General features: G+C 34.6%; 15 protein-coding genes. 1 reads left to right on the plus strand and 14 read right to left on the minus strand.

Annotation, left to right across the window (positions count from 1 at the left end; all coding sequences use genetic code 11):
* Positions 1–38: 38 nt before the first annotated feature.
* The 11 genes from pduL to NSA01_RS04530 all read right to left on the minus strand — a co-directional run bounded on the left by pduL (position 39) and on the right by NSA01_RS04530 (position 11,035).
* Positions 39–611, minus strand: a complete 573-nt coding sequence (pduL, locus tag NSA01_RS04480; RefSeq protein WP_007049222.1) for a phosphate propanoyltransferase — start codon at positions 609–611, stop codon at positions 39–41.
* Positions 612–702: 91 nt separating this feature from the next.
* Complete coding sequence (locus tag NSA01_RS04485) at positions 703–1,923, minus strand: peptidase U32 family protein (RefSeq protein ID WP_257480313.1); 1,221 nt, start codon at positions 1,921–1,923, stop codon at positions 703–705.
* 19 nt (positions 1,924–1,942) lie between these two features.
* Entirely contained in the window at positions 1,943–3,010 is a 1,068-nt protein-coding gene (locus NSA01_RS04490) for a branched-chain amino acid aminotransferase (RefSeq protein WP_257480314.1), read from the minus strand.
* 16 nt (positions 3,011–3,026) lie between these two features.
* Positions 3,027–4,043, minus strand: a complete 1,017-nt coding sequence (locus tag NSA01_RS04495; protein WP_257480315.1) for a BMP family ABC transporter substrate-binding protein — start codon at positions 4,041–4,043, stop codon at positions 3,027–3,029.
* A 139-nt stretch (positions 4,044–4,182) separates the two neighbouring features.
* Positions 4,183–5,103, minus strand: coding sequence for a thioredoxin-disulfide reductase (gene trxB, locus NSA01_RS04500; protein WP_257480316.1), 921 nt, complete (start codon positions 5,101–5,103; stop codon positions 4,183–4,185).
* 10 nt (positions 5,104–5,113) lie between these two features.
* Positions 5,114–6,814, minus strand: a complete 1,701-nt coding sequence (locus tag NSA01_RS04505) for a Na/Pi cotransporter family protein (RefSeq protein WP_257480317.1) — start codon at positions 6,812–6,814, stop codon at positions 5,114–5,116.
* A gap of 47 nt (positions 6,815–6,861) precedes the next feature.
* Positions 6,862–7,329: a tRNA (uridine(34)/cytosine(34)/5-carboxymethylaminomethyluridine(34)-2'-O)-methyltransferase TrmL gene (trmL, locus tag NSA01_RS04510; RefSeq protein ID WP_257480318.1), complete on the minus strand. Its 468-nt coding sequence runs from the start codon at positions 7,327–7,329 to the stop codon at positions 6,862–6,864.
* 164 nt (positions 7,330–7,493) lie between these two features.
* On the minus strand, positions 7,494–8,150 hold the full coding sequence (locus NSA01_RS04515) for a tetratricopeptide repeat protein (RefSeq protein WP_257480319.1): 657 nt from the start codon (positions 8,148–8,150) through the stop codon (positions 7,494–7,496).
* Between the two features lie 337 nt (positions 8,151–8,487).
* Positions 8,488–9,213 (minus strand): deoxyribose-phosphate aldolase, encoded by a 726-nt coding sequence (gene deoC / locus NSA01_RS04520; protein ID WP_257480320.1) that lies wholly within the window; start codon positions 9,211–9,213, stop codon positions 8,488–8,490.
* A 12-nt stretch (positions 9,214–9,225) separates the two neighbouring features.
* On the minus strand, positions 9,226–10,176 hold the full coding sequence (locus tag NSA01_RS04525) for a PHP domain-containing protein (RefSeq protein ID WP_257480321.1): 951 nt from the start codon (positions 10,174–10,176) through the stop codon (positions 9,226–9,228).
* Positions 10,169–11,035, minus strand: coding sequence for a class II fructose-bisphosphate aldolase (locus NSA01_RS04530; protein WP_257480322.1), 867 nt, complete (start codon positions 11,033–11,035; stop codon positions 10,169–10,171). Before NSA01_RS04530 ends, NSA01_RS04525 begins: the two co-directional genes overlap by 8 nt.
* 275 nt (positions 11,036–11,310) lie before the next feature.
* Here NSA01_RS04530 and NSA01_RS04535 point away from each other — a divergent pair, with 275 nt between their 5' ends.
* Positions 11,311–11,733 carry a hypothetical protein gene (locus tag NSA01_RS04535; RefSeq protein WP_257480323.1) on the plus strand — a complete coding sequence of 141 codons (423 nt, stop codon included), beginning with the start codon at positions 11,311–11,313 and terminating at the stop codon, positions 11,731–11,733.
* Between the two features lie 87 nt (positions 11,734–11,820).
* Here the strand turns inward: NSA01_RS04535 and NSA01_RS04540 are convergent, their stop codons facing one another.
* The 3 genes from NSA01_RS04540 to NSA01_RS04550 form a co-directional block, all read right to left on the minus strand.
* Positions 11,821–12,555 carry a GntR family transcriptional regulator gene (locus NSA01_RS04540; protein WP_257480324.1) on the minus strand — a complete coding sequence of 245 codons (735 nt, stop codon included), beginning with the start codon at positions 12,553–12,555 and terminating at the stop codon, positions 11,821–11,823.
* A 225-nt stretch (positions 12,556–12,780) separates the two neighbouring features.
* Positions 12,781–13,257 (minus strand): VOC family protein, encoded by a 477-nt coding sequence (locus NSA01_RS04545; protein WP_257480325.1) that lies wholly within the window; start codon positions 13,255–13,257, stop codon positions 12,781–12,783.
* Positions 13,258–13,361: 104 nt separating this feature from the next.
* Entirely contained in the window at positions 13,362–14,384 is a 1,023-nt protein-coding gene (locus tag NSA01_RS04550; RefSeq protein WP_257480326.1) for a bifunctional glycosyltransferase family 2/GtrA family protein, read from the minus strand.
* Positions 14,385–14,406: the final 22 nt, after the last annotated feature.

Below are 14,406 nucleotides of genomic sequence, written 5' to 3' on the forward strand. Positions count from 1 at the left end.
AAAGACCGCATATGCGGTCTTTTTAAGTAAGTATTTAATTAGTCTTTGATTATTTCAAGCATATCGCCGTTTTTACATCCTGCGGCATTTCCTTCTTCCAAGTCTATATGCATTTCAAGTCCGCATCTTTCGTTGGATCTGATAAGTACATTTTCAAATATAAGTCCTCTTTCTCCCGGAACTCTTACTTTAACGATATCGCCGTCTTTAACTCCGTATTCTTTTGCCTGAGAAATAGTCATATGAATATGTCTGCTCGCTACGATTACACCTTTATCGATTTCCACTTCACCTTTTGGTCCTCTTAAGATACAGCCCGGTGTTCCGTCCAAATCCCAGGAATCTCTGATAACTTTAGGTACACCAAGCTTAAAAGTATCACTTGCCAAAATTTCGATTTGAGCATGTGGTCTTGCCGGACCTAAAACCCTCATTTTTATTGTACCTTTTGGTCCTACTACATCGACAAATTCTTCCGCAGCAAATTGTCCAGGTTGTGAAATAGGTTTTTTGATCTTTAATTCGTAGCCTTCACCAAATAATGCATCGATATCTTTTCTGCTAAGATGCACATGTTTATTTGAAAGCCCTACAGGTACTCTAGTTTTCATCTATTTAAATTCTCCTTCAATAATTAAATTAATATGTTTACCACGATTATTTTAACACAAATCATATAATTTGTATACAATTTTTACAAAGTTATACTCTTTTTCTTATTAGCTCAAACTCGCTGAGTTCGGTGCCGTCGGTTTGAATAAATAACCTTTCTTTAGGGTGCGGAGTACTGTCGACTTCCTCTCCTTTTTCGTTAAACATTTTTTTAATTTTAAAGGTAATACTTTTTTCTCTCGGTCTGACAAGTTCCAATTCGTCGGAAACGAAAAATTTATTTCTCTGCTCTATTTCATACATACCTTTTTCTTTATTGAATCCGATTACTTGAGCTACAAAATCGTAATTTCTGGTGTAAGAGCTTGTCCCGTAGTTTTGAGTAGAAGAGTCGGCATTCCCGAAGTAAAATCCTTCGGTATACTGCCTATGGCTTACCTTAGTAAGCTCTTCAAATAAGCTTTCATCTATCTTATAATTTTCCCTGTCTCTTTCGTAAGAGTCTATAGCATTCCTATATGCGTTTACAACGGTCGAAACATAGAATATGCTCTTCATCCTGCCTTCTATCTTGAAACTGTCTACTCCTGCTTTAATAAGCTCATGGATATGATTTATAAGGCATAAATCTTTTGAATTAAAAATAAAACTGCCTTCTTTATGTTCTTCTATAGGGAAGTATTCTCCCTCTCTCGTGCTTTCCATAAGAGAGTATTTCCATCTGCATGGCTGTGCACAGTCTCCCCTGTTTGCATCTCTTCCTGTAAGATAATTACTTAGTAAACATCTTCCGGAGTAAGAGATACACATAGCTCCGTGAACGAAAGTTTCTATTTCCATTTCCTCAGGCTTATTTTCACATATGCCTTTGATGTCCTCAAAAGAAAGTTCTCTGGCAAGAACTATCCTGTTTACTCCGTTACGCTTCCAAAATTCCACGCTTTTATAATTCGTTGTGCTGGACTGAGTTGAAAGAGATATTTTCATATCCGGAAGAGTATCTCTTACGGTCATGATAATACCGGGGTCGGCGGCAATTATCCCGTCAACTCCGGCATTATTTAAATCTTTTACATACTTAGCAAGTTCGTTAAAATCATTATTTCTCCCTGAAATATTGATAGTAACATAAACTTTTCCGTTCTTACTGTGAGCAAAATCAGCTCCTTCACGTATTTCATCTATAGTAAAGTTTCCCGCATTCGCTCTCATGGAAAACTTTTTACCACCTAGGTAACAAGCGTCCGCACCATAAGTAAACGCATATTTTAACTTTTCTAAATCTCCGGCTGGAGCAAGTAATTCACTCATTTTATTTATTCCTTTTCTTTTATAAATCTATTTTTCTTGTCCATCCGAACTTATCTTCAATTTTGCCCCACTGTATACCCGTTAAAGTATCATATAATTTTTGAGTAAGTTCTCCTGTTTTAAAATCATTTATTTCTACAGCTTCGCCTTTATAGCATAGCTCTCCTATAGGAGATATTACCGCTGCGGTACCCGTACCGAATGCTTCCGTCAATTTACCGCTTCTTGCCGCATCCATAAGTTCGTCGATACTTAAATCTCTTTCTTCTACTTCGATTCCCCAGTCTTTTAATATATGGATTATAGAATCTCTGGTAACTCCCGGAAGTACAGAACCGTCAAGGGCTGCTGTAACAACTTTTCCGTCAATAACGAACATTGCATTCATTGTCCCTACTTCTTCAACGTATTTTCTATGTACGCCGTCTAACCAAAGAACTTGAGTATAACCGTTTTCTTCGGCTTTTACCTGTGCCGCGATACTTGCCGCATAGTTTCCCCCGCATTTAGTAAATCCGGTACCGCCTTTTACCGCTCTTACATATTCATCTTCAACCCAAATCTTAACAGGGTTTACTCCTTCGGGATAATAAGCCCCTACAGGAGATAAGATGATTATAAATTTATAAGATTTTGCGGGGTGAACACCTACACTGCTTTCTGAAGCAAATACAAAAGGTCTGATGTATAATGAAGTTTCTTCTTTTGTAGGTACCCAGTCTTTTTCGCATTTAACAAGCTCTTCAACTGCTTTAACGAACATATCTTCCGGTACTCCCGGCATACATATACGCTTATTTGAGTTTATCATACGTTTTGCATTCATTTCAGGTCTGAATAAAAGGATTTCTCCTTTATCGTTTCTGTAAGCTTTAAGCCCTTCAAAAGTTTCCTGTGCATAGTGAAGGACCATGGTTGCAGGGTCGATGGATAAAGGTCCGTAAGGAACTATCCTTGCGTCATGCCATCCTTTTCCTTCGGTATAATCCATTATAAACATATGGTCGGTAAAATAATTACCAAATCCTAAATTGTTTTCATCCGGTTTTTGTTTTCTTTTCTCTACTAATTCATATTTTATATCCATTTTGGTCGTCTCCTTATTATTTTGTTTTATATTTGAAAGTCTCAAACGACTTATTGTCTTTTGGTACCTTTAAAGCACCTGTCGCAATATCTTTTTTACACTCTTCCAAACCTAATGTGATACTGTCTCCTTCTTTAAAGAAGTTTTGATTTAATTTTAAATTGACAACGGAATCACCGACACCTAAGTTGTTTACCTTTGTATCGAATGATTCGAATATAACCGAATCACATATAGTCATAGAAGCGTTTTTATAATCCTTATAAATCTCACCGAGCTTTATTTCGTTGTCGGATTTATTATATAGGTCAGAATCAATTACTTTAAGACCCTTTTCTCTTATAACATTATCGACTCCTATAGCTCCCGCACCGCAAACCGTAAAGAAAACATCGGCTTTTTTTGAAATAAGTCCTTCCGCTATCTTACTTCCCGCCTGTGCATCGATATAAGAGTTTGTAAATGCCTTTTCCACTTTTACTTTTTCATTTGCAGCTTTTACACCGCTCATAAATCCATATTCATAGTCTTGGTTTTTATTTTCATATGCACCGATATATCCGACAACATTGGTCTTTGTAGTCTTTGCGGCCAAATACCCCGACAGGAACGCTCCTTCTTCATTTTTGAAAGTAATGCTCATTGAGTTATTTGTTTCATCTCCGTACCCTATAAATCCAAGATTACTTGTCGGGTAATCACCATGGACTGCGAGAAGGGATGAACATACCGCAGGAGAATTTGCAAGGACCAAATCATATTTTGTGGATGATAATAATCCGTTAGCAACGGTTTCGTAATTGTCCGAAGATTTAGGAACTTTTATATCAAAAGAGAAATCGTAATTTTTAAATGATTCATTTACACCATTGATGATTTCTTTATTTTTAACATCTTCTTCTCCGTATGTATCCGAAATATATGCTATCTTAAATTTTTTACTGTTGGGATCGGTACTGTCTTTCTTATTTCCGCAGCCGACGACTGTCAGGACAAAAAAGAAAGCTATTAATATACTAAATATTTTCTTCATATCAAACCTCATAAACTTTTATACTTCCATACTGTATAATATATTTATTTTATGCTTTTTTCATATTTTTTTCAAGTTTTTTGTAAAGAAAAAAGCGCTAAATATAATTTAACGCTTTTAATATTCATATAATTCTTATTTATTTTAGTTCGTCTATATATTCTTCGGCACCTGTTGCGCATATAGCGCCGTCAGAAGCCGCTGTAACGACTTGTCTTAAATTCTTCTGTCTTACATCACCGGCAACAAAAAGTCCTTTTACGGACGTCTCTAAAGAATTATCGGTCACGATATATCCCTTTTCATCCACTTCGACCAAGTTTTTAACAAGAGTACTGTTAGGATTATGACCTACGAACATGAAAACACCGTCTGTATTATAATCGTATATTTCTCCTGTCTTCTTGTTTTTTACTTTTATTCCCGTTACCATGCCGTTTTCACCTAATATCTCCACAGGTTCATGGCTTAATAAGAAATGTACTTTATCATTTGCTCTGGCTTTCTTTTCCCAGCTCTTTCCGCCTCTGAACTGGTCTCTTCTATGAATGATAGTTACTTTTTTTGCAAACTTCGTTAGGTATATGGCTTCTTTCAAAGCGGTATCTCCGCCTCCTACCACACATACTTCAAATCCGGTGAAGAAACCTGCATCACAGGTTGCACAGTAAGAAACTCCCATACCTCTGAATTCTCTTTCTCCTTTTATACCGAGTTCTTTAGGAGTAGAGCCTGAAGCGATAATACAAGTTTTTCCTATATATTCTTCCCTGCTTCCTTTAACGTAAAACATCCCGTCGTCTTTTTTTTCAACACTAATCACTTCGTCACTTACTATTTTTGCTCCGAAACTCAAACATTGTTCTTTCATTTTTTCTACAAGCTCCGGTCCCGTAACTTCACTGGCTCCGGGATAGTTTTCGATTTCAGTAGTAGTAGTTATCTGTCCTCCTACCACAGCCTTTTCGATAATCAAAGTATTTAGTGTAGACCTTGATGCGTAAAGTCCTGCGCTCAAACCTGCGGGACCCGCACCGATAATAATTACATCATAATTCATTTTTACCTCCTTATGGAAGCATGTCAAATTGTCTGCGTGATAATAATTCCACGTATTCCTTTACAAAACCTCCAATATGTGCACTGTAATCTCCGATTCTTTCAAGATCGGCTACTATATCAAAGTATACAACACCGGCTTCAGGAGTGCAAGACTTTCTGTTGAGTCTGTCTATGTGTGCTTTTCTAAGTTCATCTTCTTTTTTATCTATTTCTTCTTCCATAAGGTCCGTTTTAACGGCCTTTGTTAAATCTTTTTCTTTAAATGCATCGATAGCAAGTCTTAAATTTTTCCTCACCATTTCATACATTCCGCTTAATTCATTTGTTGCATTTTCACTGAAGACCACGCCGTCGTCTTTTTTATTCTGTGCAATTCTCACCATACTCATACAGTAATCACCTATCCTTTCGATATCGTGAATTACCTGATGAAGATGAACGGTAAAATCCGCACTTTGAATGCTTGCGTCCAAAGCGGAAATCTTTATAACGAACTCTGCAATCCCCGTTTCGTACTTATTGATCAAATTTTCTAAAAGCTCGACCTCTTCGATATTTTCAAATTCATTGTTTATACATGCATTCGAAGCGAGATTTACCGCTTTATAGGCGATTTCCGACATCGTTTCGACTTCGTTTAACGCTTCCGAAACAGCAAATGCGGGATTTTCCAACAAAATATCATTCAATTTGAGTGTAAAATCGCCTTCCTCGTCTTTTTTTTTCACAGGCAGAACTTTCTCTATAAACTTGATGATAGGTTTGCTTAAGAATAATAACAATGACGCATTGATCACGTTGAACATAGTATGGAAGTTAGCGATCTGCTGAGTCGGATCACTTCCCGATATAGATAATATAAAATTAAAAATAAAACTATGTCCGTCTTTTGCAAACGCTCCAGTTAAGAATAATAAAGACATCATCCATATTACTCCGACTGTCTTGGTAATAAGATGAAATACCGCCGCCTGTTTAGCCTCTCTTTCAACACCTATCATAGCTATCATAGCCGTTGCACATGTACCGATATTCATACCTAAAACTATAGGTACGACTACACCAAGGGCTTCATACCCTTCAACTCCCGCAAAAGCACCGCCGATTGCAAGAGCCTGAAGCAAACCGATAGAAGCTGAAGAAGACTGAATAACTGCCGTTACAAAGACGCCTGCAAGAAGACCGAGGATCGGGTAATGTCCCAAACTTACAAGCATATTGGTAAAGAATGGATTGTCTGCAAGAGGTTTTAAAACAGTAGACATAACGCTTATGCCGAAAAACAATATACCAAAACCCAGAATACATTCTGCAACATGTTTTAGTTTATCCTTATTTGCAAACATAAGTATGGCTGAACCGATACCTATAAATAAAGGCGCGTAGTCCGATAGATTAAGAGCAATTATCTGTCCCGTTATCGTAGTACCGATATCCGCCCCTAAAATCACCCCTGCCGCCTGCGCAAGAGTCATAAGATTTGCATTTACAAGACCTACTACAAGCACCGTCGTGGCAGAAGAACTTTGAATTATCATTGTCACAACCGTACCCAAAGCAAGTGCCTTTATGGGGTTACTGGTAACCTTGTTAAGTATGTCCTTTAGTTTGTTCCCTGCAGCTTTCTTTAGCCCTTCACCCATAAGATCCATTCCGTAAAGGAATAACCCCAGACCTCCGAAGAGCTGAATCAACATCATAATATCCATATTCTTTCCTCCCCTTTACACCAAAAAAAGGTCAGGCTTAATATAGTTTATTTCATAGATTCGAAATTATGCTGTCTAAGTGCTTCATATAATAGAACTGCCACGCTGTTCGACAGATTTAAACACCTTGCATTTTCTTTCGGTATCATAGGAATCCTAAGCCTTGTACTCGGATATTTTTGGTGAATATAATCCGGAAGCCCTTTCGTTTCGGCTCCGAACATAAAATAATCATTTTCTTTAAATTTAAAATCAGTGTAGTTTTTATCTCCCTTTGTTGTGAGCAAATAAAGATTTTTCACATCATTTTTCATTAGGAAATCTTCAAAATTTTCATATACACTTATTGTTGCCTCATCCCAGTAATCTAAACCGGCTCTTTTTAAGTATTTATCTTTTATACTAAAACCGAGGGGTTTTATAAGATGAAGTTTTGTATCTGTTACTGCACAGGTTCTTACAATATTTCCGGTATTCTGCGGAATTTCAGGATTAAATAAAACAATATTAAACATTTTTCTGCTCCGTTTCTTATTTTTCCTAAATAAAATATAAGAACCGAGATAAATATAACATATATTACATTTACTTTTCTCATATTTTACTTATTGTTTATTTTGATTTTACATAAATTTTACATTATTTTACAAACTAATCAAACTTTTATAATAATATACCTTTATTTGTTTTTTATATCTCTTATTGCAGGTAAATTATTATATCCGAGACTCTTTGCTTTTTTCAAATATTGCTTGGTCTTTTCCTTATCGTTCATCATATCATACGCAATAGCCAAGTTACCGTAAGCATTTGCACAGTCCGGATATATATCTATTGCTTTCTTTGAATATTCAATGGATTTTTTAATCTCGGGAGGATCTTTCTTTAAATATATATTTCCAAGGCTCATATATGCGGTTTCGTTTTTCTCATTTATTTCGATGACTTTTAGGTAATACTCCTCTGATTTCTCAAAATTATCGTTTATATCATATACTCTCGCCAAAGCTATCATATAATCTTCGTTATTGGGTTTCAGCTCATCAGCTTTTTTAAGAGGTATGAGAGCGGTATCAAATCTCTTAAGCTGCCAGTATGAATATCCTGTCATATAATTTCTGTTTGCTTCTTTATCCTTCTCAAGTTCATTTTCTTCAACTTTATTCAATGTTTCTATAGTGTTATAAAAATCCTGTTCTTTAAAATATTTTTCACCCAAAGCATACAGTTCTTCGGCACTCTCTTTTTTCTGACATCCGTAAAAAGCGGAAATAAAAATAAATAAAGTTAAAAATAAAATACTAAATTTAAATATTCTTTTATTACTTTGTATCATATCAAATTCCTCTTTTGATAATTTTTAAATATTATATCATAAAAAATAATATAAAAATTTCAGATATAAAATGTTAATGATTTTTTAATTATTTAATGTTTAATGAACAAATAAGATAAGTTGTAAAACATCAAAATTTTAATAAAAAAACTCTTTAGGATAAAGTTTATTATTATACTTTAATTTTATTTTAGCAAATGATTATAAAATATAAGTTATGTATTGTGAAAAGTTTTATCTTACCAATATACTACGGAAAATTAAAAGAACGCAGTTTCCCGCGTTCCTTCGTTAGAGATAAGTTTTATTGGAGGAATTTAATATATCCCTTATTATTTTATTGACCTTGATACTTTGGAACTATCCCAACTTCTCTCATCAAATCGAGAGAATCGATTATCATAGGTGCGTCCTGAGTCCCTATAAGCTCTGCTCCCGCCATTAAATAAACATAAGCATTTTGAGGTTTTGGAGCCTTTACACCGGATACTTTTAGTTTAGTCCCCGTTCCCTTTAAACAGTCTCTCATCAAAACAGTCTGTTCCAATGTAGGACCTGCATAATGTCCGGTAGACGATTTTACATAGTTTATACCCGCTTCAGCACAAAGTTCACAGGCAATCTTTATTTCTTCATCCGTAAGCATACAGCATTCTATTATCATCTTTGTAAGGACTCCGCCCGCCGCATTTACATAATCCTTGAACTCGGATTTTATAGCGTCGTATTTCTTTTCTTTCATGTTTCCTACGTTCATACAGTTATCTAAAACAGTAGCTCCCATTTTGACCGCTTCTTCCGCTTCAAAAGCTTTTACGGCACTGGATTGCTGTCCGAGAGGAAACCCTATCCCCGCACCTATAAGTAAATCAGTCCCTTCAAGTTCTTCTTTTACCACAGGTGTCCAGTATGAAGAGGAATAACAGAAAGCCTTACAATTATACTTAATAGCTTTCCTACATCCTTTTCTTACTTGTTCTTCAGTCAAGTCCTTCGAAAGACTGGCATAATCAAAAAGTTTACCTACATCTTTTTTAGTCATTTTTGTGAAATCTACCGACATTTCATATCTCCTTTAAATAAGTTTTTTTAACAGTTCGTTATTTATAAAGTAATCGTAGTCTATCCCGCATTCTCCTATAAATCTAGGGTTATCAGGGTCTTTCTTATGGTCTCCGTGGAAATCAGAACCTCCGGAAATTATTTTTACTCTAGTAGAATATTCTTCTTTTACTTCTTCTATTATATCTTCTTTTTTCATCTTACCGTTATAGCTGGTTTTATCGTAGGTGTAACTTGCCTCGATACCGTCAAGTCCGTTTTCTATAAGATTATCTATATATTCGCTTCTTAAGACCTTCACACCATTAAGTTCAACTTCATCTGCTATCAAATAAGGATGAGCAAGAACGATTATCCCTCCCGCTTCATGTACTATTTTTATTATATCTATAGGATTTGGTTTTCTTCTTCTGACATCCAGTCTTTTATCTTTCTTTGACATTTTTTTTGCGTCAGACCAGGTCCTTGTATATCCTTTATCAGCCATCAGATTAAAGATGAGCTTCTTCTGCATTTCCTTTTCGTTTCTCTTCTGACCGCCGTAATTAAGTACTTCTTCGAGAGTTATATCGTATCCGAGAGAATTGAGCCTATGTAAAAATTCTTTATAGCTTTCAATCTTACTGTCAGCGATATCTTCCATGACTGTTTTGATTTTCTCGTTTTCAAAGTCACATCCGTAAGCTACCATATGTACATCATCTACAAACGTATCACAGGAAAATTCGCATGCTTTAAGGAACTTAACTCCTTTTGAAGCTGCATATTCCACACTGTCCACTTCTTTCCCATCAACTTCAACGGTGTTAGGAGGAACCATATCATGATCGGAAATGGTAAGTATTTTCATTCCCGCACCCGCTGCAAGGTCTATGAGCTCTTTTGGAGTACAAAGTCCATCCGAACGAGTTGTATGACAGTGCATATCACATAAATAATTGGGTTTAAAATTATAATCAGTCATCCTCGATGCTCCCCTTTCCTAAGGTAAAGAAATTTATATGCTTGAATGCAAGGGCATATATCCTTTTATATACGTAATCATCGAGTTTAAGAGGATTATTTTCATCTCTGTTAGCGGAAGAATAAGCATACATTCCCTGACAGTAGGCAATCTTTATGGCGGTTGAAATATTTACCTTGCTTGCCCTTAAATCGATAAGCTTTCTGAACATCTCGTCACTAAGCCCGGTACCGCCATGAAGAACAAGAGGTACGGGAGAAATATCATCTATTTCCTTAAATAAATCATAGTTGAGCTTAATCTCTCCTTTATATACTCCGTGAGCAGTTCCGATTGCCGGCGCAAGACAGTCGACACCGGTTTCTTTTAAGTATTTTTCGCAGTCTTCCCTGCTTGCATAAGCTGCGTCATCTTTATGTACCACGATATCATCTTCAACGCCCACTATGCTTCCGACTTCTCCTTCGAGAGAAATATCTCTTCCTTTGATGTAATCCTTAACTTCCAAAGTATCTTTTATGTTTTGTTCAAGAGGAGTTTTTGAACCGTCAAACATAATGGAGCTCCACCCTGCGTCCATACATCTTTTTGCGTATTCTTTATCAGTACAGTGATCCAAATGAACCGCCACATCTACGTCTGCATTTTCACATATTGGTCTTAAGAATGACATGAACTCTTCAATCCCAAACTGCTTTACGGTCTTTACGGAAGTTTGAAGTATTACCGGGACTTTTAAATCTGAAGCTGCATCTACCACAGCCTTTGCGGTAAGATAATTTACAATATTAAATGCCCCTACGGCATAGTGGCCGTCTCTGGCATCATTTAACATTTTCTTCATTGAAACATAAGCCATTTTTTACGCCTCCTTTAAATATTATAACTGGATATATCTAGTTATAACCACTTAATACCAGTATATTTATATATACTGATTTTGTCAATAGAATATCTTAAAATATAATAAAAATATTACTTTATTATCTAACTTTTTATTTGCTTTAAAATATTTAAAACATAACATTACTTTCTTTATAAAATAATTAATGTAAAATTAATCAAGGGTTAATTCCTATTATATATATTCAAAGTAAGATATAATAATAAACCATATTATATAAGAGGTATATAATGAAAAAACTTATATGCATAACACTATTACTTTTAAGTTTATCGTCACTGATCGCATGTACAAACGCTAAAAATACAAAAGATACATTCAATATTTCCATCAAGAATAAAAGCGGTAAAGAAATTTACGGGCTTCATTATGAATATTTTATTGACGAAAGAGCTGTCGGCGGAGGTAATGTAGAAAATGCAGATAACAGCAGACTGGATAAAAACGAAGTTTTGACAAATGAATTTTATCCCGAGGACTTTCCCGAAAACACTGACCTATCAAAATTTTCCATAAAATATTATGTGATTTCAAACAACAAGAAAGAAGTACAATGTGATAATATAATAAAACTAAATGTAAAATACAATGAAACATATAAATTGGTACTTATAGATAATGTCCAAGGTGGATTTAAAATGATAAAAAGATAGTATTCAATAAATAAAAAGACGATACCCTAAAGTATTGTCTTTTTTATAAAACTTTATTTAATTAAATTCGATTTAATATATGAGCTTTTAATTATTAAATTCATATTTGAGTTTGACTTTATCTCCCCTGAAAATCACTTTTGAATATTCATAAGGATTTCCTTCTTCTTCGTACATTACATCTTCAAGAATAAGGAGAGGATAACCCTTCTCGGTTTCAAATATCTGAGAAACTTCTTCCGTTGTAGTCATAGATTCCAGTGTTTCTAAGACTTTCTTTGGAGTTATACCATACTTATCCTCGATAAGAACGCATAACTGCTCGCTTTCCAGCCTGTCTGAATTATATATTTCCTTGAATTTATCGTAGCTTAAATAAGTATGATGTAAACTTATAGGTTCATTATCTACAAGTCTCAGTCTTTTAATGAACATAACATCGCTGTTTTCCTCTATATTCAAATTAGAACTGATTATCGGAGTGGATCTTATTATACTTTTCTCCATAAGCTTTGTCGTAGTCTCATACCCCATTCTTTCAAGCTGTTCTCTAAAGCCCATATAAGCAAGAGAAGAAGTCATTATCTTGGGAGATGATACAAAGGTCCCTTTCCCCGCTACTCTGTAAAGTATCCCCTCTTTGACAAGATGATTGCAGGCATTCCTAACGGTAATCCTGCTTAAATCATATTTATTCATAAGCTCCGATTCTGAGGGTATCTTTTCGTCTCTTTTGTAAATCCCTTTTTCAATACTCTCTCTTATGAGCTCTTCAAGCTGAAGATAAAGAGGTTTTGAGTTGTTTCTGTCAATATCATGCATAACATTTGCCTTTCCGATATAACTGGTTATAACTAGATATTACCACATAAAATATATTTTTGTAAAGGTGTAAATATTTAGTGTTTTTTTATTTAAAATATTTTATAAGCGGATTAAATACGAAAGTTATGTCGTTTATATGATAACTCCAATTAATAATAAATAAAAAAATAAAACAGTACTTAAATAAACAATACTGTTTTATTTTACTAATTAATATAATAATTATTTAAGCAAACTATTTACAAATTTAACTGGAACGTCCATTCTTACGGCTATTTCTTCGTTATTCATACCGCTGTCGGCAAATCTTTTACAAACGTTCTTCATATCTTCCCCTATTTCGATTATATGATTATCAGGGTCGTATATACGAACGACTCTTTGTCCCCACGAATGTTCTTTAACTTTATGAACGTATTTAATATCATTCATGCTATTTAATTTTTCTATGAACTTATCAAATTCTCCCGCTTTATTTTCTTCAAAATAAATCTCGAAATCATTGCCCCCCAATTTAATATCATCCTTTGAGACTTCTATAAATTCTTCATAACTGTCTTTTGTCTGCAGACATAATCCTCCCGTCAGAGTGATATTTGCTCCGAAATCCAAAAGTACTCTAAGTCCCAAAACTTCTTTATAAAACTTCTTGGATCTCTCCATATCTTCAACAACCAGCATAGGGTTTTTTAGTTTCATGTTATTCTATTCCTTTCGATTATTCTTTATAATACTGATATAAAATATAAGCGAGCAATATAAGTCCGCTAAATATTTAAATTCTAATTTATAATGCCAAATAATTATTTAAAAACAAAGTATTTCTGTCCGTTGTATGTTACTACGTATAAACACATATCGACTACAGCTTTTGCAATATAGACGTTTATACCTATATAATTATGTACCACATTTGTGAAAAAGTAACTTAAAAATGCGACTATGACAACTAGTATATAATATTTAAACATGGTTTTGCCTATATGACTATCATTTTTAAATACGTATTTTCTGTTTAAAGTGTAATTAAACAGTGATGAGATAAGCCTTGCGGTATAAGTTGCAACTAATAAGGGCAGTCCGAAAAAAGTAAATAAGCAGAAGCTTAAATAATCTACGAGTGCTGAAGATGTCGAAGAAATAATATATTTAATTATCCTCTTATATACTCTGAGTGAATCTCTTAAGGTATCATAATGAGAAGATTCGTTGTCATCTATGTAAACTACGGCTATAGGTTCTTGTATCACTTCTATATTTCTTTCCTTGAGTTCCAGAAGCATATTCATTTCAAATTCATATCTCTCCCCTTCAATATCAATGATCTCTTTTATCATATCAAGAGAAAAGCCTCTAAGTCCGGTCTGTGTATCTACTATTTCATCTCCGTCATTTATTACCTTAAATACTTTTCTGGTTATTGTATTTCCGAGCATGCTTCTCATCGGAGTAGTCTCATCGAAATTTCTAACTCCTAATATCATTTTATCAGGGTTTTCATCCAGAACCCTTTCGATATTCATTATATCTTTTGGAAGATGCTGACCGTCTGCGTCTGCGGTTACGGCACTGTAGTTATGTTCTATACAGTATCTAAACCCTGTCTTTAAAGCTCTTCCTTTGCCTTTATTTATATCATGCTCCAAAACAACACATCCGAGTTTTTTTGCTTCATCAAATATATCATCAAAGCCACTTCCGCTTCCGTCGTTGACTATTAGTATTTTTTCATCATTTTTTATTAATTCCTTTATAACCTTGATGAGTTTTTCATCCGGCATATATGCGGGAATTAAAACTATGGGATTGATATTTTTATACTTCATCCATATTCCACCTTTTTTTCAC

The sequence above is a fragment of the Anaerofustis stercorihominis genome (genome assembly GCF_024623185.1).
Taxonomy (GTDB): Bacteria; Bacillota; Clostridia; order Eubacteriales; family Anaerofustaceae; genus Anaerofustis.

Excerpts from the sequence above, each read along its gene's own strand:
- NSA01_RS04505 (WP_257480317.1), bottom strand. The coding sequence starts at position 6,814 with ATGGATATTATGATGTTGATTCAGCTCTTCGGAGGTCTGGGGTTATTC.
- NSA01_RS04530 (WP_257480322.1), bottom strand. The coding sequence starts at position 11,035 with ATGGCTTATGTTTCAATGAAGAAAATGTTAAATGATGCCAGAGACGGC.
- trmL (WP_257480318.1), bottom strand. The coding sequence starts at position 7,329 with ATGTTTAATATTGTTTTATTTAATCCTGAAATTCCGCAGAATACCGGA.
- NSA01_RS04515 (WP_257480319.1), bottom strand. The coding sequence starts at position 8,150 with ATGATACAAAGTAATAAAAGAATATTTAAATTTAGTATTTTATTTTTA.
- NSA01_RS04550 (WP_257480326.1), bottom strand. The coding sequence starts at position 14,384 with ATGAAGTATAAAAATATCAATCCCATAGTTTTAATTCCCGCATATATG.
- NSA01_RS04495 (WP_257480315.1), bottom strand. The coding sequence starts at position 4,043 with ATGAAGAAAATATTTAGTATATTAATAGCTTTCTTTTTTGTCCTGACA.
- NSA01_RS04525 (WP_257480321.1), bottom strand. The coding sequence starts at position 10,176 with ATGACTGATTATAATTTTAAACCCAATTATTTATGTGATATGCACTGT.
- pduL (WP_007049222.1), bottom strand. The coding sequence starts at position 611 with ATGAAAACTAGAGTACCTGTAGGGCTTTCAAATAAACATGTGCATCTT.
- NSA01_RS04545 (WP_257480325.1), bottom strand. The coding sequence starts at position 13,257 with ATGAAACTAAAAAACCCTATGCTGGTTGTTGAAGATATGGAGAGATCC.
- trxB (WP_257480316.1), bottom strand. The coding sequence starts at position 5,103 with ATGAATTATGATGTAATTATTATCGGTGCGGGTCCCGCAGGTTTGAGC.
- deoC (WP_257480320.1), bottom strand. The coding sequence starts at position 9,213 with ATGTCGGTAGATTTCACAAAAATGACTAAAAAAGATGTAGGTAAACTT.
- NSA01_RS04485 (WP_257480313.1), bottom strand. The coding sequence starts at position 1,923 with ATGAGTGAATTACTTGCTCCAGCCGGAGATTTAGAAAAGTTAAAATAT.
- NSA01_RS04490 (WP_257480314.1), bottom strand. The coding sequence starts at position 3,010 with ATGGATATAAAATATGAATTAGTAGAGAAAAGAAAACAAAAACCGGAT.
- NSA01_RS04535 (WP_257480323.1), top strand. The coding sequence starts at position 11,311 with ATGAAAAAACTTATATGCATAACACTATTACTTTTAAGTTTATCGTCA.
- NSA01_RS04540 (WP_257480324.1), bottom strand. The coding sequence starts at position 12,555 with ATGCATGATATTGACAGAAACAACTCAAAACCTCTTTATCTTCAGCTT.